Origin of the sequence: Streptomyces rapamycinicus NRRL 5491 (assembly GCF_024298965.1) — a bacterium.
Lineage (GTDB): Bacteria > Actinomycetota > Actinomycetes > Streptomycetales > Streptomycetaceae > Streptomyces > Streptomyces rapamycinicus.
Genome location: NZ_CP085193.1, coordinates 5,857,214 through 5,880,575 on the forward strand (window position 1 = coordinate 5,857,214; position 23,362 = coordinate 5,880,575).

A 23,362-nucleotide genomic window follows, 5' to 3' on the forward strand; every position below is an offset into this window, starting at 1 on the left:
GCTTGTTCCTTAACATCGGGCCCGGCCGTGTGGTCACTCTTTGGAGTGATCGCAGGGTATGAGGGCGGCCTTCCTCGTGATCCTGAACTCTGCGACGAGATCCCGGAGTTCACCAGGAAGGCCGTGAGGATGAGTGTGCTGGCATCGGCCGGCGAACGGAACGTGCTTGAGGAACTGTCACGCTTTCGGACGGCCTTTTACGGGTGCTTGTCCGCGCGAGCAGATGCGTTCTTCGAGCTTTCCGACGCGCTGCTGTGCGCAGACGGGCCGACGCGGACGCCGGTCGAGCTGTCCCTGCTCGCCGAGCATCAGCGCGGCTACGGCTCGTTGTACGGCGCTCTGAACCATGGTCGACTCGACACGAACACCCTGCGTGACCTGCTGGTTTCCTTGCCGCTTCCGCGGTTCGACGGGCGGATCGTGCTCACGGTGGACGTCTCGCCGTGGCTGCGGTCGGACGCCGCCTGCTCGCCGGAGCGGCTGTTCTGCCTGGCCCACGGCCGCAACGGCCGTTCATCGGACCACGTGGTGCCGGGCTGGCCGTACTCGTTCGTCGCCGCGCTCACCCCGGACCGCACGTCGTGGACCCAGGTCCTGGACGCGGTCCGGCTCGGGCCCACCGACGACGCCGCGGCCGTCACCGCCGACCAGCTGCGGGCCGTGGTCGAGCGCCTGGTCACGGCCGGCCAGTGGCAGGACGGCGACCGGAACATCCTGGTCGTGATGGACGCGGGCTACGACGTGATGCGCCTGGCCTGGGTACTGAGCGACCTTCCCGTCGAGGTGGTCGGGCGCCTTCGTTCCGATCGCGTCCTGCGACTGCCGGCGCCGCCGCGTGTCTACGACCCCCAGGGCGGCAGGCCGCCCAAGCACGGAGCGGAGTTCCGCCTGGCGAAGCCGGAGACCTGGCCGGAGCCGACAGCAGTGACCCTCAACGACACGCCCCGCTACGGCAAGGCCGAGGCCCGCGCCTGGGACCGGCTCCACCCCCGGCTCACCCACCGCTCGGCCTGGATCGACCTGGACGGCGAACTCCCCCTGATCGAGGGCACGTTGATCCGCCTCAAGGTCGACCACCTGCCCGGCGACCGCGACGCGCCGCCGGTCTGGCTGTGGTCCTCCGCGACCGGCGCGACCCCGGACGACGTCGACTTCGCCTGGTCGTGCTACCTGCGCAGATTCGACCTTGAACACACCTTCCGCCTGTTCAAGCAGTCCCTGGGCTGGACCCGCCCCCGGCTGCGTGACCCACAGGCGGCGGACCGGTGGACGTGGCTGGTGCTCGCCGCGCACACCCAGCTCCGCCTCGCGCTGCCGCTGGCAGCCGACCGGCGCAAGCCCTGGGAGAAGACCACCCGCACCGGCACCGCGCTCACCCCGACCCGCGTCCGGCGCGGGTTCAGGAACATCCGCCCCCACCTCGGCAGTCCGGCCCGTGCGCCCAAACCCACCCGGCCGGGGCCAGGACGACGACCTGGTTCGAAGAACCGGCACCCCGCAACCCGCTACGACGTGGGCAAGACCGTCAAACGACCCGAGACCCTCGTCGCTCTGCGTAATGGCCGATGTTAAGGAACAAGTTAAGTACGTGTTTCTGATCCCGAAGGGGCAGGTCAGCGGCAGGAACCAATGAGGATGGCGAAGAGATGCCGTTCGCCAAACAGTCACAGTGACGGATGCACAAACGGAAGTCCTGAGGCAGCTGAGGAGAGCGATTCAAACGCTGGCCGGCTGGGCGCGGCAGGCGTCGGTCGCGGTGCTGCACGTCTTACGGCAGGGCCGCTGACACCACACCGGGGTGGCGCCGGAGCGGGTGCGGGTGCGGGATCCCCGAACCGGGCGCCCCCAACGGCAGCTGGCGGCGGGCGGACGGCGGGTCCTGGCCGGGCGGCGCACCGCCGGTCCCGGTGCTGGAGCTGGACGCGCGGTGGATGGCCAACTGGGCGCGGCTGGTGGCCCGCCCGTCGGCGCGCGGCGAGGACACGATGGCGCTGCTGCCGGGGGCGCTCCCGAGGTGCTGCTGGGCGGGTTGCTGCGCGAGGTGGGGACCGCCGACCCGCTGGACGAGACGGGCATCGGCTACGAGTTCCACGACGGGGTGCGCGAACTGCAGCTGTCCGCCGGGATGCGGGACGAGTCGCTGTACATCCTCGGCAGCGTCCTGGACCGGCTGGGCCGCCGCTGGAAACCGCTGCTGATGCTGCGGGATCTGCTCAACCACCCCTCGGGCTCCGTGAGGGACCTCCCCAGGACGGAGCGCCTGCTGCCCTACATCCGCCTTCAGGAGCGGCTGGGCGGGGTGGGCAAGTCACAGATCGTCCTTGGAGTACGTCCACCAGCACGCCGCCGACTACGACGCGGTGTGGTGGATCCCGGCCGAGCGCCCCGAGCAGATCCGCCAGGCGCTGGTCCAGCTCGCGGACCGGCTCGGGCTGCACGCGGGCATGGAGGCCAACACGGCCGTGCCCAGCGTGCTCGACGCGCTGCGCTCCGGACGCCCGTGCCGCAACTGGCTGCTGGTCTTCGACAACGCCGAGGAGCTGGAGACGGTCCGGCCACTCTTCCCGCGGGCGGGCCCGGCCGGATCCTGGTCACCTCGAGGAACGCCCAGTGGTCGCGCGCCGCCCGCACCGTCGAAGTGGACGTCTTCGAGCGCGAGGAGAGCATCGAGCTACTGCGTCGCCGCGGACCGGAGCTGCCGCGCGAACAGGCGGACCGGGTCGCCGACGCCCTGGGAGACCTTCCCAAGACGGAGCGTCTGCTTCCGTATATCCGCCATCAGGAGCAGGTGTACCAGGCGCTGTCCGGGCCCTACCGCAAGGGCGCGCGCTCCTTTCGCCTGGTACTGGCCCGGCCCATCAGGCGCTCGAGGCAACGCCGACGCGATCCAGCTGAAGGCGCATCACACAGGAGAAGACATGCGGCCTCCGCGGGGCGCTTGCCATGACCGACTCCACGACTCCACGAGCCGACTCTCTGACCCAGACCGACGATTCACCACCCTTCCCGGCGCACGGCACGCCGGGTGAGGCGGGGGAGCATCTGACAACCGGAGGACAACCCAGATGACAACCAATCAGCAGTCACGGCCGTCCCAGGGCGAATCGCCGCAACACCTTTTGGTGACGGTGGTGGTGCTCAGCGTGGTGGTGGTGCTCTTGGTCTGCACGGCCACGGTGTACGTGCTGTATCGGCATCCCTCTCTCACGGCCCCGGTGGGTGTGGGGGTCGGACTCCTGGCCGTACTTGTCCCCCTGGCGATCGCCGCATGTCGCCATCGATGAACGACGAGGTGAACCCGCCAGCGGATCTCAGCGACAGGAACCAATGAGGACGACGAAGAGGCGCCGTTCGACAAACAGCCGCAGTGACGGATGCGCGAACGGAAGTCCTGAGGTGCCTGAGGAGCGATTCAAATCCACCGCGGTGGACTTGGTGGCCGAGGAGACCGGACTCACTCAGGACCAGATCAAGCTCGGGGTGTTGTGGCAGAACCTGGGTGCTCTCCGCTGGCTCCAGCGGTTCGGGAAGGGCCAGGGCCCGGAACCGGCGGGCTGATCAGGCGGCTCGGGCCCAGCAGAATCCCCCGCTGCTCCAACGGGTTGAACGGCATAACGACTCCTAACCCTTGGATCCGGTGCGCCGCCCATGTACACCAAGCGGGACACGGCCAGTGTCGTGATTGCGACTCTTCTCTCCACCTGTAGCCCGGGGCCACGGCACCGCGCGCACATCTGGGGCCCGGGTCTGTTCGAGTGACACATGCGAGCGGGTGAACGGTCACTCACCGTGCACCCCTGCTTGCTTTTCAGCCCCCTTCGCGTGAGTGGAGCCGTCATGGGCCGGGCAGTGGGGCTGCGGGCCGCGACGAGCTGGGCGGCCTCGGCCGCGACCAGCAGTCCGCCCGTCAACCAGCCCCGGTGACCAACCGCCCGGGCTGGGGCGGTGGTGGCGGAACGCGACCGCCAGAGCCCTCTCCAGGCCCTTGGGGAGAGGCTGGTGCTCAGTGGTGGCCACCAGATGGGCTGCGATGTCGCGGAGCTTGATGTTGGTGTTCTGGGAGACTTCGACCAGGATCTCCCATGCGGCATCAGCAGGGCATGGGCACAGGGCCATCACCATGCCACGGGCCTGGTCGATGACTGGCCGGGTCTCCATCGCCTGCCGGAGCTGGGCAGCCTCCTCCGCCAGCCGGTCGGCTTTGATTCCCTCGGTGCGGTCCCGGTGCTGCACAGTGCTCATCGGCGGTCATGCCTATGGCGGCGGTTCCCTTCTCCTCGAAGGTTCCCAGTGAAGCGAAGCCCGCTTCGAAGGCCCTCCCCCTGTACGAGACTGGACCCCTCGCCTGCCCCGCAGCAACCCCGCCCTTAGGCGTTGCTTAAACCAAGCGGCGCCGACGGCTGTTACCCAAACCGTCGGCGCCTACGCGAAAGGACGTCACATTCGCGGTACTCCGGCGCGTACCACCCACCCACCAGGTCAAACCGCGCTCGGTAGCCGTTCGCGAACCCCAGCGACACGCCTGGGGCCAGCCGGCCTTGAATGGCCCGCTGCCTTCAGGCTTCCCGCGCCTGCGGTGGCTGGGAAAGGGCCTTGCCACGCGCCGCACGCACCCGCGCGTCGATGCCCTCCGCGACCTCCTGCTGGCGCCCCTCGTCGGAGTGCTGATAGATCAGCGCGGCCTTCTCCGACGACTGCCCGGCCCGGACCATGGTGTCCTTGAGCGTGGCCCCGGACTGGGTGGAGAGGGTGTGGCCGGTGTGGCGGAGATCGTAGAAGCGGAAGTCCTCCGGGAGCCCGACTTTGGCACGGGCCCTGCGCCACTTGCGGCCGAAGGAGGAGCGCCGGAACGGGGCACCCTTCTCGCCAACGAACAGCAGGCCGTTGAGCTCCTTCTCGGCGAACCAGTCGAGGTGGCGCTTCACCTCGATATAGAGGAAGCCGGGTAGGTAGATGGTGCGCACACCGGCGTCCGACTTCGTGTCGCCCTCGGCCCGGCGGCCGGTGGTCAGCTCAGGCGCCGCTTCCCGTACCCGCACGGCGAGAGGGTCGAGCGTGACATCTGGCCGTCGGAGAGCAGCCTGCTCCTCCGGGCGCATGGGGCCGTAGGCGCCGAAGTACACCATCAGCCGCCACCGCGGTCCCACTGCGTCGGCGAGCGCGTCGACCTGTTCGACGGTTGCGGTCGGCCGTTCCTTGGCCTTCTCGGTGCCGGCGCCCTTGATCCGGCAGGGGTTGCGGCGGATCAGCTCGTCGTCGGCCGCGGTCTCCATGATGGCCTTGAGCAGCCGGTAGGACTTGGCGACCGTCGTCGTCCCCGTCGCCGTGAGCCGCTCGGCTCGCCAGCTCCGGACACCAGGTGGCGTGATCTCGTCCAGGTCCATGTCGCCGAAGGCGGGCAGGATGTGCAGCCGCAGGAGCCTGCGGTACAGCTCATCCGTGGTGGCGGAGAGGCCACGCTCCTCCACCCACGTCAGCGCGTACGCCTCGAAGTTCACGGCTCCGACGTCCGGATCGACCCAGTGGTTGCGTTCGATGTCGGCCTGGGTCAGCGTGAGCCAGGTCTGCGCGTCGGTCTTGGTGGCGAAGGTCTCCGGCGCCTTCCGCCGGGACCCGTCCGGCGCCCAGTACCGGGCCTGCCAGCGGCCCGAAGGCAGTTGGCGCACCGTGCCGAATTCGCGCCGCCGCTGCGGCTTGCGTCCCGCCATCAGGCCGCCCTCCGGTAGCGCGAGCGCATGTCGCGGCGGGATGCGACGGTGTGGGCCTCGATGTATTCGGCCAGAACGCTCTCGGGGATGCGGACGGGCTTGCCCATCTTGACGTAGCGGATACGTCGCTCGGCGATGAGCCGCCGAACGAAGCGCACGCCGGTGCCGAGCCGCTCGGCTGTCTCTTCCACGGTGAGCAGGCGGTCAGATGTGTTCACCTCCGCTCCGGTGCGCGCGGTCTGCTGGGAGGCATGGGGTATTGCGTGTCGGCGCAAGGGGAGTGAGTCCTCTCGTGGCAGGCGTGGGTGCGGCAACACCGGCCTGCCGGTTCGGTCGATCGTGAGGGGATGGCGGTTGTGATGGGAGCCGAGGCTAGGACTGAGGAGCGGAGTCGTCCTGCTCGGCTTCGTGTTCGTGGGCCGGGGGACCGTAGGTCTCCATGAGATGGCTGGCGCTGGCCTGGGCGATGGCGTTGGACACCATGACTTCCGCTTCCTCGCGGATGTCGGGGTGCTTGGCGAGGTAGGCGTCGAGGGCATCGCGTGCGCGCGCGTGCTCGGCGTTGGCGCGCTGGCTCTCGCGGAAGGTATCGGCCACGGCATCGATCAGTTCCATGGCGCGTGCCTTGGCGGCGAGTTGCGGGGGCCCGACGAAGTTGCGCAGTTCGAGGCCGAAGACCTCCGCGAATCCGATGGCCTCGTCGAGGTTGATGCGGCGCTTGCGGTTCTCGATGCGCCAGACCGCGGACGGGTTCATCTCGAAGCCGGCCTCGTTGAGGCGATCGGACAGGGCGTTGGTGCTCCAGCCGCGCGCTTCGCGTTCGAGCCTGATCCGTACAGCGACGTTCTCCTCTCCGCTGAGCAGGACCCCTTGCGCGGCGTCGTCGCCCACGATGACCCACCCCCTTCCACTGGTAGCAGTGTCCTGCCATTTGCAGAACACATCAACCTTAACATGGCTTCTGCGAGACGCAAGACACTTCTGCGATCCGCAATTCGTATGGCATAGTGGTAGCACCGCCCCGCACCAGACCGTAGGAGACCGCCAGCCGCCTGCACCGCGCACGCGAAAGCCCCCGACGATGCGACGCCAGGGGCCAAAGCGCGAACCTCTCAACCGCCATCCCTAGCGATCAACCTGCGAGGCCGGGATTGCCGTCCCATGTGGCCCGCAAGCAGAGGAGCTCCACCCAAGTATGGCAAACGCCTATCCCGCCACGCCATCCTCTGAGGCGGCGAGCCACATGCCGCCACACGACGAAACGGCGCAGCCTCCGCATGACACGGACGCCGAGCAGGCCGTTCTCGGCGCCTGCATGCACGGCGACACCGTGATCGACGAGATACGGCAGATGCTGGACGACGGCGACTTCTACCGGCCCGCCCACGGGACGATCTGGCGAGCCATCCTCGCCCAGCGCGGCGAGGACAAGCCAACCGACCCGATCGCCGTGAGCGACCTCCTGCGCCGTCAAGGCGACATCAACAGGGTCGGTGGAGTGGCGTACGTGCACCAGCTCTACGGTGCCCCGCCCTCGGTCGGCAGCGCCGCCTACTACGCGGAGATCATCCGGTCCAAGGCCAGCCTGCGTCGTCTGCGCGAGCAGGGCATACGCACCGTGCAGCGTTCCCTGGAACCAGGAGCCGACCCCGACGAGATCCGCTCCGGCGTCGAGACGGAGATACGAGCCGAACGCGAGCGGGCCCTGGCCTCCGACTGCGGACGTCTCTCGCGCTACCTCATCGACGGATGGCGGTTCGTCAGCGAAACCGGGGCGGACAGGGAGCCTCTGTGGGGCACGCGCGAGAAGAGCGCTTGGGCCTCCGGCGAAAGCCTGATGATCGTCGGAGCCCCAGGCGTCGGCAAGACGACTCTTGCCCACCAGGTGATCCTCGCGCGCTTGGGCCTGGAGGACACCGTCCTGGACATGCCGGTGGCTCCCAGCAAACGGGTGCTCTACCTGGCCATGGACCGCCCCATGCAGATCGCCAAAGCCATGGCCCGGCGCGTCAGCGTGGCCGACGCAGCGATCCTGCGCGAACGGCTCGCTGTGTGGCAGGGCCCCCTGCCCGCCACCCTCGACAAGGAGCCCGATCTCCTCGCCGACCTCGCTGCCGCCCACCAGGCCGACACGATCGTGATCGACAGCCTGAAGGACGCGGTCAGCACCCTCGTCGACGACGCCCTCGCCGTCGCCTTCCACAACGCCCGCATGCGCGCCATCCGCAATGGCGTCGAGATCATGGAGCTGCACCACCAGCGCAAAGCCCAGGACGGTACTCCGCGCGACACCCGCCCCGCTCTGGACCGCGTCTACGGCTCCACCTGGATCACCTCCGGCGCGGGCAGTGTCCTGTTCATCACCGGAGAGGCCGGTGACCCCGCCGTCACCCTCCACCACCTCAAGACGCCCACCGGCGAGATCGGCCCGCTGCACCTGATCCACGATCACGCACGCGGCACCACCGCCCTGGACCCCGCGCTGGACCCGATCACCATCCTGCGCGCCGCCCCCGGCGGTCTCAGCGTCCGTGACCTGGCCGCTGCCCAGACGGGCGAGATCAACCCCGGCCGGGCCGCCGTCGAGAAGGCACGACGGGCCCTGGACAGCATGGTCAGGACCGGTCTCGCCACCAAGGCCGAGGGCATCGCAGGCGGCACGGGAGGCGGGCAGCAGGCCCGCTACCACGCCTCCGCGCGCCACATCACCGCCGTCTCCTGACCCCGCCACGAAGCGAAGCGACCGTTCACGGAAGCGTTCACGCACCCTTGCCCGGGCACAGCCGCGAAAATCGCTCACACCGGTCACGCTCGCGACAAAACCGCAGGTCAAACGATCACGGCACCGTACACGCCGTACACGCGCTGAGCGTTCACGCGCGAGCCCCCCTTTAGAAGGGGGCTCGCGTGTACGCCCCCACCGTGAAGGACCGTGCCCCCTCCAGAAACACCCCTGAACCACCTCACGGAGCACTCGCCTGGTGACCACCCACACCACCACCGCCCCCATCGGCCTCCAGCCCACCGCCAACCGCCCGAGCCGCTGGGACCGCGCCGCGATCACCACCCTCGGCACCGCCGGATGCGCTCTCTCCTACGACGCCCTGCAGCAGGTGGCCACCGCAATCCACATCCGCGGACTCCTGACCTACCTCTTCCCGTTCGTGATCGATGGGTTCATCGCCTACGGCGTCCGGGCCCTGCTCGTCCTGCGCGCCGCACCCTTCTCCGCCCGCCTATACATATGGACGCTCTTCGGCACAGCAACCACCGCCAGCGTCTGGGCCAACGCCCTGCACGCCATACGTCTCAATCAGCAAGCCCCGCCTGGCGGTCTCCACCTCGGCGATACCACCGTCGGCGTCCTGTCCACCCTCGCCCCGCTGGCACTCGCCGGAGCCGTACATCTCCACATCCTCATCGCCCGCCACATCCCCCAGGAGCCACCGGACAACCACTGGCAGCCGAACCCGCAACCGACACCGCGCACGCCGGGCACCTTTCCCGGCCCCAGCGCGGACGACGGCCAAGGCAAGCACCGGAACGAAGACCGCGGGGGTCACGGAGGGACCAGCCACCCGCGCCGCGTCGGCCGACCGACCACCGCCGACCTGAACGAAATGGTCGACCTCGCGCGTCCGCTATTCACTGCGGACGAAAAGCCCACCCGCGAAACCGTCCGCCAGACCATCCGCGCCGCCGGTCACCGCATCAGCCAGAACCGGCTGACGCAGGTCATGAACGCCCTACGCAACCCCAGCACACCGGACCGACCGGTACCGCATTCGCCGACTGACCGGAAGTCTTCGCAGGTCAATGGCGTCACCGCAGAAGAGTAGGAGACCGAGACAGCTTCAGGGGCCAGTCCCTGAAGCCGCCAGAGCGACCCGGAAACCGGAGACCCGTAGCAGCGAGGCGGGTCCCCAGGCGCAAGCCAATCCAGGACGGGGCCCGACCGAACCACTGACCGCCCGACGGACAGGACGCGGATCGATTCCGGGCATCGTCCACGAACCACGGGCACCGGCCCGATTTCTCGCCTCGCCAGCCATCCTCACATCCCGAAATCCTCACGGAGCACCGCCGCATGCATGACCAGCATCACAAACTCACCATCGACCAGGAGGAGATGTCCACGACCGCAACCACCGACGCAGCAAGGTATGGCGTTGGACCGTCCAAGGGCCGGTCCAACGCGGATGCCTCCGCCCCGGGGGCGGCGGAGGACCTCGGGCACCAGGGGGTGCCCGAGGAGGAACAGCCCGCTGACGTGTCCGAGCACTCGCTCGTCGTCCGCCCTGATGACGCCCTGCGTCGAGTCGCCCGCCGTCGTGCCCGCGAAGAAGTCCAGCGCAAAGAGCGTGTCGATGTCCGCTACAGCATCGACGAGAAGCACGCGATCACCACCAGGGCTGGGCAGATGGAGATCGCCGCCGCCCACCTCGTCGGCGCCGTGGTCATGGCCTACCTCGACGGCGACTTCCACCTCCCAGGCCAGCGCACCCAGTTCGACGACGTGATCGACGAACTCTCCACCCTGCGCGCCCAAGTCGCTGCGATCGGCAACAACGTCAACCAGATCGCGTTCCGCCTCAACGCCGGAGGCGATCCACACCCTGTGGACACCACCGTCCTGGCCCGGGCGGAGCGCGCCTTGGACACCGTCCGCGTCACGATCCAAGACATCGCGGCGGTCATGAACGAGGCCGTCTCCGCGAAGGCGACTGGATGATCGCGAAGATCAGCAGCGGCAAGGACACCGCCGGCCTGATCAGGTACCTCTACGGCCCCGGCCGGGCCAACGAGCACACGGACCCGCACCTGGTCGCCTCCTGGGACGGCTTCGCCCCCGACCCCGGCCGCAGCAACGACTTCAACGCCACCAGGAAACTCCTTGTCCAGGACCTTGACCTACGCGTCCACCAGGCCAAGCGCCTCGGCCGAGCCCCGAACCAGCACGTGTGGCACTGCTCCCTCCGCGCATCCCCCGAAGACCGGATCCTCAGCGACGACGAATGGGCTGCGGTCGCCCGCCGCATCGTGACCGCCACCGGCATTGCCCCCGAAGGCGACCCGGACGGCTGCCGCTGGGTTGCCGTACGCCACGCGGAGGACCACATCCACATCGCCGCCACCAAGGTCCGCGGCGACCTGCGCACCGCCCGCCACTGGAACGACTACCTCACCGCCGACAAAGAACTGGCCGCCATCGAAAAGGACTACGGCCTCCAGCAGGTCATACGCGGAGACCGCACCGCCGCGAAACGCCCCACCCGGGCCGAGCAGGAGAAGGCCCACCGCACCGGCCACCAACGGACCGCCCGCGAACGCCTGCGCACCGCCGTCCGCACTGCGGTCTCCGTCGCCACCAGCCCCGAAGAATTCCTGGACATCCTCACCCGCACCGACAACGTGCACGTGGACATCCAGTACTTCCCGTCCGGAGACGTACGCGGCTACAAGGTCGCTCTCGAAGGCGACACCAACGCCGCAGGCGCCCCGATCTGGCACTCCGGCTCCAAACTCGCCCCCGACCTGTCCTTCCCCAAGATCCGCGAACGCCTCACCGACATCGACACCCCACCAACCACGGCGCCGGAAAAACGTCGCCGCCCCAACCCGTGGCACCAAGCCACCGCAGCCGCCGAACGCATCCCCACACGCCTCGCACAATCCGACGACGCAGCCGCCCAGGCCCACATCGCCGCCTTCGGCGAAGCCCTCGACGCCCTGCCGATACTCGCCCCCAAGAACCTCCGACCCCAACTCCAGCAAGCCGCCATAACCTTCGAACGCGCCACCCGCTCCCGCATCCGAGCCCAGCAGGACCAGGCCCGCGCTCTGCGCGGCGCCATCCGCGCCTTGCGCTCCACTCCCGTCACCGGAGAGGGGTCCGGCCTCGCGATGTTCCTCGACGTCGCCCTGCTCGTCGTCACCGCCGCCGCCCACTGGCACCAGCTCCGCCAACACGATCAGCAGGTCACCGCCACCCACCAGACCCTGATCCACCTGCGCACCGCCTACGAGCAAGCCGCAACAGTGCCCCTGGCCACCCTCGCCCTGCGTAAACCGCCGACACAGACGGTCGACCGCCTCGCGCGTCAGATATGGGAGACGGCGCCCTCCCACGCTCAGCAGATCCTGGGTGACCGTGGCTGGGATGCCCTGACCACCGTCCTCACAGAAGCCGAGTGCTTGGGACACAACCCGGACACCCTGCTCCAGCAAGCCATCCATCAACGGCCGCTGGATGATGCACGCCATCCCGCCGAAGTGCTGACGTGGCGCATCCGTCGTCTCGGCGAACGCCGGGCCCCCAGTGCCCGAGCTATGGCTGCCCAGGCGCGATCTGCCGTGGTGCGGTCTGCCCAGTCAACGCAGGTGCCGCCTACCGGTGCCGTACGTGAGGCACCTGCTCGTCGTAGGCCACGGCGGTAAGGCGGCAGCCAGGCACCACTTGGAGCTGACGAAGGTATGGCGGTGGTCGGTCAAGCGGCCATCTCGCTGCGTATCTGATCAAGAGACTGGGAGGCGGCGGCATGCTGGGCAGGCAGCCGGGTCTCTGAGGTGCGCACGATGCGCTGCAGTTGGTGGGGGAGGCGTTGTACGGCCGCCTCCTGGATCGCGGTGTCCAGCGATTGGGCGGCGCCGCTGCGGTCGTCGGCGAGTAGTTGGACCTGCGCGACGGTGATCAGCTCGATGACGCGCCACTGCGGGGCGACGACTGTGGTGGGCAGCGGGTTGTCCTCCACCAGCCGCATGGCCAGGCGTGTTCGTCCTGTGGAAACGAGACCGCGGAGGCGGATCTCGTGGAGCGAGAAGGGGTTGAACAGGCTGGTGTGGTCGACGCGGGAGAGCAGGCCGTCGGTCTCACGCATCACCTGGTCGAAGAGTTCGCCGTTGCCCAGCGCACCGGCTGCCCGGGCGAGGAGGGGCAGGGCCGCGGCTCGGGCGTTGTCATCCGGTGCCGTAGCCACAGCGCGGCTCAGCCGCTGGACGGCCGCGCCCTTCAGCTTGGCCTTGCGCAGCTCGTTGCCGTGCATGCGCAGCACGTACGAGGTCATGCCCCGGTCCTGGAAGTATTCGGCGATCTCCAGGCTTTTGGCGGTCCAGTGGGCAGCCGTGGCGAGTCGTTCCTCAGGGAGCACGTTGCCCAGGGCGACGCCGAGTCCTACGCGGGCCCGGGCAAGCAGGTGCAGCACGTCGCGCTCGGTGTGACCGTCGTCGATGCGGGCTTCGAGCCGGGCGACGAGCGGCCACAGTTCGGAGACGGCTTCGGAGGCATGCCCGGACTGCCGGGCGATCTCGGCGAGCCGGACGGTGGACTCGCCGAACTGCAGCATCGCCCGGTGGTCCGTGTCCGCGGGATCGGTGATCCCCAGGACATGCGGCGGCAGATCCAGACAGTCGCAGATCCTGCGGCGGGAGCCGACGTCGTCGAGGGCACGCTTCCCGAGTTCGAGGGCGGAGATGTAGGTCTTGTCGTAACCGAGGAGCGTGCCGAGATCGGTCTGGTTCATGCCATGGACCCTGCGGTAGAACCGCAAGATGCTCGGCAGGTCTCCGGTGCCGAGAATGAGCTGGGCCTGTGGGGTCGCCCAGTGCCACTGTGCGTGCCGGCCCGATGGCCGGGTACTGGGCAACCGGCTCGTTTGGGCTCGCTCCGCGATCTCGCCCCCGCCCATGGCCGGCTACATCCGCTCGTAGTCGTCCAGGCCCACGTCCTTGCGGCCGTACCAAGCGGCGATGGCCTGCTTGTAGCCGTCGGGCATGTTCAGCCCGGGCACCTCGTCGGCAGTGAACATGCCGAGCTGCTTGTGCTCATGGCTGACGACCGGAGGCCGATCGGGGGTCAGTACGGTGCAGCCGTAGGTGACGATCAGCACCCTCCGCCCGGGGATGGGCTGGTAGATCCACACACCGCCGTCAATGAGGGGGCCGGCCTTGACCTCCCAGCCGGTCTCCTCCTGGATCTCCCGTTCCAGCGCGGCTTCGGGACTGGCGTCCGGCAGTACGGCTCCGTCCGGGCTGCCGATCTCCAGACGGCCGCCGGGCAGTTCCCACTCGTCGCGCTCGTTTTTCAGCAGCACCACGCGGTCCTGGGCATCCAGTGCGACGCCTTTCACGGAGACGGGCCAGAGCGGCGGCGTGTACGTCATGACGATCCTCGTCCTGCGGTGTGCGACCGGGCTCTCGGAACGTAGCACGCCCTGCTCGGCCCACATCCGCGCTGGGCGATATGCCCGAGTCGACAATCAGTCGCTTTACCCGGCACGGCGCGACTCCTCACCCTGATCACACCGACCCTCGATCGAAGGAGTACGTCGATGCGCCACGCCGCAGCCGTCCCTGTGGCTCTCTTCTCGGACCACTACGTCAACATCCGTGCCCCGCATGCCAGCGACGTGATCGCCGCACAGCTCCGCGAGACCGGTCTGGTCACCGTCGACGGGCTGCACAACCGTCAGAACGTCCTGGCTTTGGCCGCACGGCTGATGGCCATCACACCGCACCCGCACAGCGCACCGGATGGCCTGACGCTGATCCGCGACACCGGCAGCCACGCCCACCGCGCGGGCTTCGCCGGGCTCGGCAGCGGCGACCTGCAAGCGCACACCGAGCGATCCGGCGTCCCCAGGCCGCCGCGCCTGATGCTCCTGGTGTGCCTACGGCCCGCACCCACGGGCGGCGACGTCCTCCTCGCCGACGGACGCGATGTCCACGCCCGGCTCGTGCACAGCTGCCGCGAAGCAGCGATCACCTTCTCCCAGCCAAGGACCGCGTACTTCGGCTCCGGGGCCGGCCACGCCACCCAGGTCATCACCGCCCAAGCCGACGGACGGATCTCCATACGGCTACGCCAGGACGGCCTGGCCCGATGGAGCCCGATCGCCCAGCCATACCTCCCCCGCCTGCGGGGCGCCATTACCGATAGCCAGCACCGCATCATCCTCCAGGCGGGGCAGGGGTACCTGCTCGACAACCACCGCTGGCTGCATGCCCGTACGCGCTTCACCGGGGACCGGCAGCTCCTCCGCGCGCTCGGCGAGCCCCTCTTCCCCCTCCCCGAAGGTTTCGCTCCGTGCCCCCCGGCAGCACCGCTGGCCACCTCGGCAAGGAGGTGCCGGACGTGACCGACACACGTCAACCAGCCGCGGGGGCCCTGATGGTCGATAAGCGCACGGGCGACATCGGCCTTGTCATGGGAAGCGTCGGGCCGTGTCTCCGGCTTCGGCCGCCTCAGGGCGGCGAGGAGTGGGACGTACCGCCGGATGCCCAGCGCGAGCCAACGGCCGCGGAAACTCTGCGTGCCAAGGTCAGCGTGGCAAACGGACGGTGGGGCCGATGAATGCCGTCCCGAGCCAGCGCGCCCGGCGATAGGGGCGTGCCACAAGCCCCCGGACCGCAGGAGTCGCACAGGAAGTTACCCGGCGCGCTCAACGACAGCATCCCCTTGCCCACCCACAACAGAGGACTCCGCAAACAGACGCTCCGGAGAGTCGCATGGACCAGCCCGACCGTTTCATCGCGTCCTGCACCCGCACTCCTGAGCGGGCCGCCCAGATCCGGCGCATCAGCGCGGCACACCTGCGCCTGTGGGGGATCAGCGACTGCATCGAGACAGCGAGGCTGCTCATCAGCGAACTCGTCACCAACGCCATCCGATACGGCGAGAGGGACGACATCAGCTTCTCCCTTTCCCACCTCAAGGGAGAGGTACGGATCGACGTGGACGACGGAACCCCCGGCCGCCCAAGGGTGAAGCGACCCACCATCGACAAGGAGACCGGACGCGGGATGCTCATCGTCGACACCCTCGCCGACGAATGGGGTACCAGCGACGACGGCAGCCGGACCTGGGCCACCATCACTGTCCCGACATCGATGAGGACCACCCCCGGCTTCTGGTGCGAGTGGCGCGGGGCCGACGGAGAACGCCTCGCCGCATGCGCATCCGCCGTGCCGGCCTCGGCGATCAACTGGGCCCGCACACAAATGCGGGTCATCGCCTCCACCATCGGAGAACCCCTGCTCGCCGATCTCTGGGACTGGCTGTCCGATGGGTGGCGGGACGCCGCCGCAGCACTCGAACGTGGCGAGGACTTCACACTCCCCCTCGTCGCCGGCCCGCACGCCTTCGTCTGGCACGCGCGCCCCGTGCGCTTCCTCCCCATGGCCGCCCTGGAGGGTGGTGAACCGGCGTGCTCCGCTACCGGGTAGAGGCCACCGGGGAAGGGCCGGTGGACGGTCAGGTGGTGCGCGTCGTTCTGGGTCATCACGACGCCCGAAACCCCCGACTCGCCCTGCGATGCCTCCGTGGACACGCGCTCCACATCGCGGAGGGGCTGGACCCCAGCCCCGAGGCGTCCTGGCTCGGCAACATCCGCATGCAGCAGGTGAGCGACGACCTACCGCACGTACCAGCCTTCTTCCGCACCTGGTGCGACGACGAAGCGCAACAGGAAGCCGTCATGACTCAACTCGCGGCAGGCAAGCCCTTCAGGCTCACCGCTGCCGATCACACCGGTCACTACTCGCTGGCCGTCTGGCCCGAACGCCTCCCGAACCCGCAGGAGGAAACGCTCGGTGCCACGGCAGCAAACCCCATATGCCCCCGCTCCGGCCGCCGACGCCACAGGAAGCCTCGCCATGCGGCGAGGAAGGCACGTTGGTGGCCAGGGCGGGTCTCGGGTCCCGTCTCCGCTGTCTGAACTGGAGGCTCCCCCGACCTCGCAAGGGCAGGTCAACAGCACGAGGCGGGACCCGGACCAAGACACCACAAGAAGAGGCGCGTTGGCAGCACCCCTGGATGACGGCGACGAGATGTTCGACCTGATCGGCGCCATCGTCACCCAGCCAGCACCAGCGAGGACCCACCCGAAGACCAGTGCGTCCGCGCACCCGACGAAATGAGGGACAGATGAGCGTTACCGCGCCGCCGGCGCGAAGTAGCAGCGCAGCAAGCCCGCTCCGAAGTCGTCCGGCCGTTCGCCGTTTCCTGGAAGGTCCGGCACTCACCCCCGCGGACCTGTCCATGGTGCTGCTCGTCACCGAGAAGCAGGCCGACCGGCCCATGCCGACCCTCACGGTTCCGGAGATCCCCGCGGCGATGCGTGAGGCCCGATTACACGGCATCCGATCGGTCAAGATCTTCGCCGAGTCTGCCAGGCGGGACGCCACAGGCGAGATCTCGCTCGTGCCCGACGCGCTCATGGCCCGGGCCGTCCGTGCCGCGAAGGACGCAGCACCCGACCTCGCGGTCATGACGGAGACGTGCCTCTGCTCATACACCGACTCCGGGCTCTGCTACATCACCGACGTACGAGGCCGCCCGGACATCCCCGCCACGATCGACGTCACCGCCCGGCAAGCCGTCGCGCACGCTGCGGCGGGAGCCGACATCGTGGGCCCGGCTTCCATGGTGCTCGGCACCACGCAAGGCGCCCGCACCGCGCTGAACGACCAGGGCTACGGCAGCGTCTCCGTCATGCCTCACGTCATCTTCTGGAGCAGTCTCTACGACGGCTTCCGCCGCACCATGGGCGCCACGCCCAAGGCTGGGACCGACCGCGAGTTCCAGATCAACCCCGGCAAGCCCGAGCAGTTCATCGACACTGCGCTCCAGCTCGTCCAAGACAGTGCCGACATGCTCTTGCTGGAGCCCGCCATGTTCACCGCCGACGTGCTCACCCACCTGAAGCAGCACACCCGGACACCGCTCTTCCCGTTCTCGGTCTCCGGCGAGTACACCGCCCTCTCGTCCCTCGACGCTAAGACCGGCCGACGAGACGTGCGCAGGCTCATCGAGCTCTTCACCATGCTGAAGCGCGCCGGAGCCGACGCCAGCGTGACCTACGCGGCGCTGGACATCACCCGGCAGCTCAGCGGCTAAACCGCAGCCTCGGCCCGTATCTCGCCGAGGATCGAACGCGCGCCCTGGCCGATCAGCTCTCCGGCCAGGGCCTCCCCCAGCTTCTCCGGCTCGCCGAACGGCCCGGAAAGCGAACCGGAAACCTGACGGGTCCCGTCGAGCGACGTCACCTGCGCATAAAGCGAAAGCGATCCGTCCGTGCGGACCTCGGCATAAGCACCCACGGGCACGCTGCATCCGCCATGCAACTCGGCAAGCAATGCACGCTCGGCCCGCACCTGAGCGTCAATCGCGAGATCTCCAGCAGTGGAAATAATCTCCTGAATCATCTTGCTGTCCTCACGGACCTGAATACCAAGCGCTCCTTGCCCCGGCGACGGCGGAAACAGATCGACGGGCAGAATCTCGCCGATAGCATCATCCAGCCCGAGACGTCGAAGCCCCGCGACCGCCAGAACCACGGCGTCAAGCCCCATGGTCTCGATCTTCTTCAGCCGCGGCGGGACATTACCCCGAATCGGCACGACCTCAATATCAGGCCGCACCGCCAGTAGCTGGGCGATGCGCCGCGGAGCCCCGGTCCCCACCCGGGCCCCTTTGCGCAGCCCAGCGAGGGTGCTCCCACACAAGGCGTCGCGTGCGTCCTCCCGGACCGGCGGGGGCATCAGAAGAAGGCCAGGTGGATTCGCCGTAGGCAGGTCCTTCAGGGAATGAATGACCACATCCACATCTCCCCGAGCCAGCGCAGCTTCCTGTTCTGTACTGAACGCACTGCCGCCGCTCAAGGCCGAGACGTCCGAAACCAACGACTTCCGATCCCTGTCGCCACCTTCGAGAATCACTCGGTGCGTAAAGGTGACCTCAGGGAATCGCTCGCGCAGGGGAGCAAGGTATTCACGCACCTGCACCTTGGCCAGATTGCTTGCACGCGAGCCTACGAAATATGCATCCACGGCGATCAACTCCCGACAGGTGGTAGACCGTCAGAGCATCGTACTCGCCATTGACAGGCCGCTATGCCGACTATTCGTCGGGATAGCGGGTGCCGATGCCTTACCGGCTTTACGCGCACGCTGAAGTGATGTTGCGAGGCGTCGAGGATACGCCCGGTTGCCTCGGTGGGTCAGTTCCGCCGATCGTCGGGCTGTTCGTTCAGCAATCTGCTGAGTTCCTTCTCGGCCTCCTCATATCCGGCGTCGGAGATCCGCTGTAGCTCGCGCAGATCGCAGGCGGCGGCTGCGCGTCGGGTCAACAGGTATCCCGCGTGCATGCACCCCTCGTCCAGCAGCTCGCTCAGCTCCTGGATGTCTCCAACCGTGTCGGCGAGATCGGCAAGCCGGTCCAAAGCGGTCTCGTTCCCCGCGTCGGCCAGCTCGCGCAGGGTCTCCCGATCGACGTTCATGTTCACCATGGCGCCAGGGTGCAACCCTGCCCCAGGGGCAGGGTCAAGTGCCACGATGGAACGGTGATCACCATCGGGCAGCTCGCCGGGTATGTCGGTGTTTCGGTCAAGACCGTTCGCGTCTACCACGCCAAGGGGCTGCTTTCCGAGCCCGACCGCGATGCCTCCGGCTACCGGCGCTACGACGCGGAGGATGTCGTCGCCCTGATCAAGATCCGGACACTCGCCGAAGCCGGTGTCCCGCTGGCCCGCATTCGCGAGCTGAGATCAGCGAACGAGGAAGAGTTCCACCGGGCGCTGCACGACATCGACGACGAACTGGACGCCCGTATCCGTGAACTGCAGGCCACCCGGGCGCGCCTGCGTGAGCTGGCATCCGGGCAGTCCGCAGCGCTGCCGGACGGGGTCGGCGCTCAGCTGGAGAATCTGGTGGGGTGGGGATTCACCTCCCGGTGGGTGGATCTTCAGCGTGACCTGTGGATCCTCGTCTTCGCCACCCACCCGGACCGGGCTGCCGAGCTGTTCCGGGACCAGAGCGAGAGCCTGTCCGACCCTGCGCTGCGGCAGCTCTTCCTCGACTACGACCGCGCGTACGACCTCGATCCCGACGACGCCCGGATCGACGACCTCGCCCGACGGATCGTCGAGGCGACCATGAGCCGCTACGGAACGGGCGAACTGCCCGCGGTGGATCCGGCCTCCGAGATTCCCGCGCTCATCCAGGGCACGGTCAACGCCGCCTCTCCGACATGGCGACGGCTGGACTCGCTGATTCGCACACAACTGAGCCCTCGTCGTCAGGGTTGAGAGAGCACAGCGGACAGGTACGTGCACAGCAGGGTCTGCTCGGCGTCGGCGACCGCGGAGCCCAGGTCTCAGCCGGCGCACTCGCAGCCCTGGAGAGCGGTGAACGGGAGTGCTCCGCTACCGGGTAGAGGCCGCCGGGGAAGGGCCGGTGGACGGCCAAGTCGTGCGCGTCGTTCTGGGGCATCACGACGCCCGAAACCCCCGACTCGCCCTTCGATGCCTCCGTGGACACGCGCTCCACATCGCGGAGGGGCTGGACCCCAGCCCCGAGGCGTCCTGGCTCGGCAGCGTCCGCATGCAACAGGTGAGCGATGACCTGCCGGATGTACCAGCCTTCTTCCGCACCTGGTGCGACGACGAGGTGCAGCAAGAAACCGCCATGACTGCGGTCGGCGCCGCCCAGCAGGCAAGCCGCCCAGTGCGCCGCTGACCATTTGCGCACTGCCTACCAAGTCACCGCCGCACCTCACCGCCGCGTCGAAGCAGCCCGTCGACGCTCGACCATCGCGGCCTCGCTCCCGCCCATTGGGCCTGACTTCCCTCAACCACCGGCGGCGGCCACAGCACCAACACCTGGAGGAATGGCGAGGAGCATCCTGGGGCTGCTGCAAGGGCGCGTTGGTGCGGTGCGCGTGCCCGGTGGGAATTCGCGCCACTTGGCGGAGGGAGTTCCCGGCCGATTACGGTCTGTTATTATGTTATAACCGGGAAATGAGCCCATGGCTGGATCGGAAGGGCGCACACACTGGCGACTCCGAGGCACTTCGGCGCGTTCCGGCATGGTCGAGGAAAGTTTCGTGTGCGCCGGGGGCCGCAATGCTGATGGGGCCGACGATGTCAAGGCCACACTCCACGCCAGGAAGCAGGTCGCCGGGAACGTCATTCCGCTCGCCGAAGTGGCTTGAGTTCGTACGGCCGTGCCTTCGCCCGGGCGATGTGGAATGGCCGGATACGTAATGGCTGGTTGCGTTGCTCCGGTACCCCCGCCAATCTATGGACATGTTAGGGACAGGGCGTCATTACGGGGTTACCGGCGAAGCCTCTTCCGCGGCGGTCACCAGGCCGTAAATGCTCCGTCCGTTGATTCACGGACGGTATGTGGAGATGGTACGTATCACGGCCGCAGCCGTGCTGAGCAGGTCGTATCGGCTGGTGCGCAGAATGCGGCGCTCTGGTTTCCTTTCTGACCGGTCGAAGTCTTCCCAGTGCGCAGTTCCCGTGCGACGGGACGAGGCCGCTCGCCGTTGAGCGGCCTCTCGTACGGGGAAAGGGGAAGGATTCGTGTTCGAGCCACTCGTCTCGTACCGCCGTACGTCCGTGGCGGCATGTGGAATTCCGCAGCGAAGCCGCCCACTCACCATTCGCGACAGGGGGCTCTTTTGAGAAGAACTACGAAAGGCGTGTCGCCGGCCGGATTCGGCCTCGGCGCCGCGCTGACCCTGCTGACATCGATGGTGTCGACGCCGGCGTTCGCAGCCGAGCCCGGCACACTGACGGTCAGCGTCATCCGCGACGTCAACGCCGACGGCAGGCACACGGCGGACCGTGAATTAGGGGTGGCCGGGATCCAGGTCCGGGTCACCGATCCCGACGACAACACCTTCATCGTCACCACCGGCCCGGGCGGCACCATCCAGGTGCCCACTGCGGGGACCGAAGGACAGTTCAAGCTGGAGCTGGTGACCAGCAGCCTCCCGGACTATCTCCAGCCCGCCTTCGGCGGCAGGGACCTGTCCACCGCGCTCACCTTCGTCGACGTGACCGAGAAGTCGGAGACGGTGCGGTTCGGGGTGTGGAACACGGCGGACTACTGCCAGGTCAATGCCGACCTGACGACCTCCTGCCAGCAGGACATGCTCAAGCCCGACACCTCCCGCGGCCTGGTGACCTTCAACAACAACTGGCGCGGCAACAGCAACGCCGGTGCACCCGCACCCACCACCCTCAACACCAAGGGCGACACGGGTGCGACCTACGGCCTGGCGTACGACAAGAAGCAACGGCGCATCTTCCAGGGCGCCTACGCCAAACGCGCCACCACCTACGGGCCGGACGGGCCGGGCGCGATCTATGTGACGCCGCGCGGCGGCGGTGCCACCACCACCTTCGCCACCCTGACCGCCGGCAGCACCCAGCACAACACCAACACCGCCCGCTACGACGGCGACTTCATCGGGGCTGTCGGCAAGGAGGGGCTCGGGGACATCGACATCTCCGAGAAGGGCAACGAGCTGTACGCGGTCAACATGTACGACCGCAAGCTCTACACCTTCGATGCGACCCAGGCGACCGCGAGCGCGCCGGAGTCGAGCATCGACATCCCCAACCCGGGCTGCAACGGTCCCGCCGACTGGCGCCCGATGGGCCTCGGGGTGCGCGACGGTGTGGTGTACGTCGGCGGGGTGTGCTCGGCGCAGTCCACGCAGGACGCCGACGACCTGCGGGCCGTGGTGTGGACGTACAACCCCACGACGCAGACGTTCTCCACCGCGCCGGTGCTGGACCAGAAGCTGGACCAGGGGCGCGGAAACCTGACCACGGGCATCCCCGCCAAGTGGACGCCCTGGACGCTGGACGACCCGAACCAGTACCCGGAGGGTGTCAACAGCACCCCCGCCCGCCCGCAACCGATGCTCAGCGACATCGTCGTCGAGGCCAACGGGGACCTGGCACTGGGCTTCCGCGACCGTCAGGGCGACCTGGGCGGCTTCGAAATGATCAACCCCAATCCGGCGTATCCCAACCTGGAGACCACCGCCTCGGCAGGCGACATCAACAAGGCGTGCCGCACCGCCGCGGGCACCTTCGTGTGGGAAGGCACCGGCGGCTGCCCGACCAACACGGGCGATGGCGCCGACGAGTTCTACCACGGCGACCACTGGGCCGGCCACGGCGAACGGGCACAGGGCGCCCTGGCCCTCAACCCACAGGACGGCAAGATCGCCAGTACCTACATGGATCCCGCGCACACGATCCAGTCCGGAGGGGTGAACTGGCACGACCGCACCAGCGGCGCCGCCGACGACAAGGGGTACGGCATCCAGTACCTCAATGATCCCGACAACGGCAGCTTCGCCAAGGCCAACGGCCTGGGCGACTTGGAGTACCTATGCGACTTGCCGCCGATCCAGCTCGGCAACCGCGTCTGGTACGACCCGCATCCCGGCACCCAGAACCCCGAGGAATCGGCCGGCATGCCCGGCATCACTGTCACCCTCCTGTCCGAGGACGGCGACACGCTCGCCACGACCACGACCAACGCCAAGGGCGAGTACTACTTCAGCTCGCTCGACGTACCCGAGCTGACCGCACACGGCACGTACAAGCTCCGGTTCGACAAGAGCACGGTGGACCTGAGCAACGTGCCCATCGGACGGCCCAACCCGCAGATCAGCAAGCTGCGGTGGTCCAACGCGTGCGAGGACGACAGCAACTGCGAATCGGCGATCGACTCCAAGCCGAAGTTCAACAGCAACTCCGACACCACCGCGGAGACCGATGAGTTCAGCGTCGGTGACTGGGGTTCGGTCAAGCACAACCTCGACGCGGGTATGTACTACTCCCGCTGAGCAT

Annotated in this window: 22 protein-coding genes; 13 read left to right on the forward strand and 9 right to left on the reverse strand. The window is 68.2% G+C overall.

The genetic code is table 11. The features are described 5' to 3' along the window. Positions 1 to 129 precede the first annotated feature (129 nt). Entirely contained in the window at positions 130 to 1,572 is a 1,443-nt protein-coding gene (locus LIV37_RS24375) for an NF041680 family putative transposase (protein ID WP_020869754.1), read from the forward strand. Positions 1,573 to 1,768: 196 nt separating this feature from the next. Here the strand turns inward: LIV37_RS24375 and LIV37_RS53045 are convergent, their stop codons facing one another. After that, the gene (locus tag LIV37_RS53045; protein ID WP_020869755.1) at positions 1,769 to 2,221 is read right to left on the reverse strand and encodes a hypothetical protein; all 453 of its coding nucleotides are present in this window, start codon (positions 2,219 to 2,221) and stop codon (positions 1,769 to 1,771) included. An 844-nt stretch (positions 2,222 to 3,065) separates the two neighbouring features. Between LIV37_RS53045 and LIV37_RS24385 the strand changes: the two genes are divergently transcribed. Both LIV37_RS24385 and LIV37_RS24390 read left to right on the forward strand, forming a co-directional pair. After that, entirely contained in the window at positions 3,066 to 3,284 is a 219-nt protein-coding gene (locus tag LIV37_RS24385; RefSeq protein WP_020869758.1) for a hypothetical protein, read from the forward strand. A gap of 112 nt (positions 3,285 to 3,396) precedes the next feature. After that, the gene (locus LIV37_RS24390; RefSeq protein WP_020869759.1) at positions 3,397 to 3,558 is read left to right on the forward strand and encodes a hypothetical protein; all 162 of its coding nucleotides are present in this window, start codon (positions 3,397 to 3,399) and stop codon (positions 3,556 to 3,558) included. Positions 3,559 to 3,780: 222 nt separating this feature from the next. Here the strand turns inward: LIV37_RS24390 and LIV37_RS24395 are convergent, their stop codons facing one another. The 4 genes from LIV37_RS24395 to LIV37_RS24410 form a co-directional block, all read right to left on the reverse strand. Next, positions 3,781 to 4,242, reverse strand: a complete 462-nt coding sequence (locus LIV37_RS24395) for an ANTAR domain-containing protein (protein ID WP_020869760.1) — start codon at positions 4,240 to 4,242, stop codon at positions 3,781 to 3,783. Positions 4,243 to 4,556: 314 nt separating this feature from the next. After that, positions 4,557 to 5,708 (reverse strand): tyrosine-type recombinase/integrase, encoded by a 1,152-nt coding sequence (locus tag LIV37_RS24400; RefSeq protein WP_020869761.1) that lies wholly within the window; start codon positions 5,706 to 5,708, stop codon positions 4,557 to 4,559. After that, positions 5,708 to 5,926: a helix-turn-helix domain-containing protein gene (locus LIV37_RS24405; RefSeq protein ID WP_020869762.1), complete on the reverse strand. Its 219-nt coding sequence runs from the start codon at positions 5,924 to 5,926 to the stop codon at positions 5,708 to 5,710. Before LIV37_RS24405 ends, LIV37_RS24400 begins: the two co-directional genes overlap by 1 nt. A 154-nt stretch (positions 5,927 to 6,080) precedes the next feature. Next, positions 6,081 to 6,599: a helix-turn-helix domain-containing protein gene (locus LIV37_RS24410; protein ID WP_020869763.1), complete on the reverse strand. Its 519-nt coding sequence runs from the start codon at positions 6,597 to 6,599 to the stop codon at positions 6,081 to 6,083. 352 nt (positions 6,600 to 6,951) lie between these two features. On the opposite strand from LIV37_RS24410, the gene LIV37_RS24415 reads away from it, so the two are divergent. The 4 genes from LIV37_RS24415 (at position 6,952) to LIV37_RS24430 (ending at position 12,146) form a co-directional block, all read left to right on the forward strand. Continuing rightward, positions 6,952 to 8,430, forward strand: coding sequence for a DnaB-like helicase N-terminal domain-containing protein (locus LIV37_RS24415; RefSeq protein WP_020869764.1), 1,479 nt, complete (start codon positions 6,952 to 6,954; stop codon positions 8,428 to 8,430). A 259-nt stretch (positions 8,431 to 8,689) separates the two neighbouring features. Then, positions 8,690 to 9,547, forward strand: coding sequence for a DUF2637 domain-containing protein (locus tag LIV37_RS24420; protein ID WP_020869765.1), 858 nt, complete (start codon positions 8,690 to 8,692; stop codon positions 9,545 to 9,547). Positions 9,548 to 9,795: 248 nt separating this feature from the next. Continuing rightward, positions 9,796 to 10,440 carry a MobC domain-containing protein gene (locus LIV37_RS24425; protein ID WP_121824566.1) on the forward strand — a complete coding sequence of 215 codons (645 nt, stop codon included), beginning with the start codon at positions 9,796 to 9,798 and terminating at the stop codon, positions 10,438 to 10,440. After that, positions 10,437 to 12,146, forward strand: coding sequence for a relaxase/mobilization nuclease domain-containing protein (locus tag LIV37_RS24430; protein ID WP_020869768.1), 1,710 nt, complete (start codon positions 10,437 to 10,439; stop codon positions 12,144 to 12,146). Before LIV37_RS24425 ends, LIV37_RS24430 begins: the two co-directional genes overlap by 4 nt. Positions 12,147 to 12,196: 50 nt before the next feature. On the opposite strand, the gene LIV37_RS24435 is transcribed toward LIV37_RS24430, so the two are convergent. Both LIV37_RS24435 and LIV37_RS24440 read right to left on the reverse strand, forming a co-directional pair. Beyond that, the gene (locus LIV37_RS24435; RefSeq protein ID WP_020869769.1) at positions 12,197 to 13,228 is read right to left on the reverse strand and encodes a hypothetical protein; all 1,032 of its coding nucleotides are present in this window, start codon (positions 13,226 to 13,228) and stop codon (positions 12,197 to 12,199) included. 171 nt (positions 13,229 to 13,399) lie between these two features. Further along, positions 13,400 to 13,867, reverse strand: a complete 468-nt coding sequence (locus tag LIV37_RS24440) for an NUDIX hydrolase (RefSeq protein ID WP_020869770.1) — start codon at positions 13,865 to 13,867, stop codon at positions 13,400 to 13,402. 168 nt (positions 13,868 to 14,035) lie between these two features. Between LIV37_RS24440 and LIV37_RS24445 the strand changes: the two genes are divergently transcribed. The 3 genes from LIV37_RS24445 (at position 14,036) to LIV37_RS24460 (ending at position 17,601) form a co-directional block, all read left to right on the forward strand. Continuing rightward, positions 14,036 to 14,842: a TauD/TfdA family dioxygenase gene (locus tag LIV37_RS24445; protein WP_121824565.1), complete on the forward strand. Its 807-nt coding sequence runs from the start codon at positions 14,036 to 14,038 to the stop codon at positions 14,840 to 14,842. Between the two features lie 370 nt (positions 14,843 to 15,212). Continuing rightward, positions 15,213 to 15,929 (forward strand): ATP-binding protein, encoded by a 717-nt coding sequence (locus LIV37_RS24455; RefSeq protein WP_020869772.1) that lies wholly within the window; start codon positions 15,213 to 15,215, stop codon positions 15,927 to 15,929. Between the two features lie 700 nt (positions 15,930 to 16,629). Next, entirely contained in the window at positions 16,630 to 17,601 is a 972-nt protein-coding gene (locus tag LIV37_RS24460) for a hypothetical protein (RefSeq protein WP_121824563.1), read from the forward strand. Here the strand turns inward: LIV37_RS24460 and hemC are convergent. After that, on the reverse strand, positions 17,598 to 18,533 hold the full coding sequence (hemC, locus tag LIV37_RS24465; RefSeq protein WP_121824562.1) for a hydroxymethylbilane synthase: 936 nt from the start codon (positions 18,531 to 18,533) through the stop codon (positions 17,598 to 17,600). The genes LIV37_RS24460 and hemC overlap by 4 nt on opposite strands. A gap of 170 nt (positions 18,534 to 18,703) precedes the next feature. Then, positions 18,704 to 18,991, reverse strand: coding sequence for a hypothetical protein (locus tag LIV37_RS24470; RefSeq protein ID WP_020869775.1), 288 nt, complete (start codon positions 18,989 to 18,991; stop codon positions 18,704 to 18,706). 54 nt (positions 18,992 to 19,045) lie between these two features. Here LIV37_RS24470 and LIV37_RS24475 point away from each other — a divergent pair, with 54 nt between their 5' ends. The 3 genes from LIV37_RS24475 (at position 19,046) to LIV37_RS24480 (ending at position 23,358) form a co-directional block, all read left to right on the forward strand. Further along, the gene (locus LIV37_RS24475) at positions 19,046 to 19,789 is read left to right on the forward strand and encodes a MerR family transcriptional regulator (protein WP_020869776.1); all 744 of its coding nucleotides are present in this window, start codon (positions 19,046 to 19,048) and stop codon (positions 19,787 to 19,789) included. 304 nt (positions 19,790 to 20,093) lie between these two features. After that, a complete protein-coding gene (locus tag LIV37_RS51800; RefSeq protein WP_274596672.1) occupies positions 20,094 to 20,219 on the forward strand; it encodes a hypothetical protein in 126 nt (41 codons plus the stop codon). Between the two features lie 970 nt (positions 20,220 to 21,189). Further along, on the forward strand, positions 21,190 to 23,358 hold the full coding sequence (locus LIV37_RS24480) for an SdrD B-like domain-containing protein (protein WP_020869778.1): 2,169 nt from the start codon (positions 21,190 to 21,192) through the stop codon (positions 23,356 to 23,358). The last annotated feature ends 4 nt before the right edge of the window (positions 23,359 to 23,362 follow it).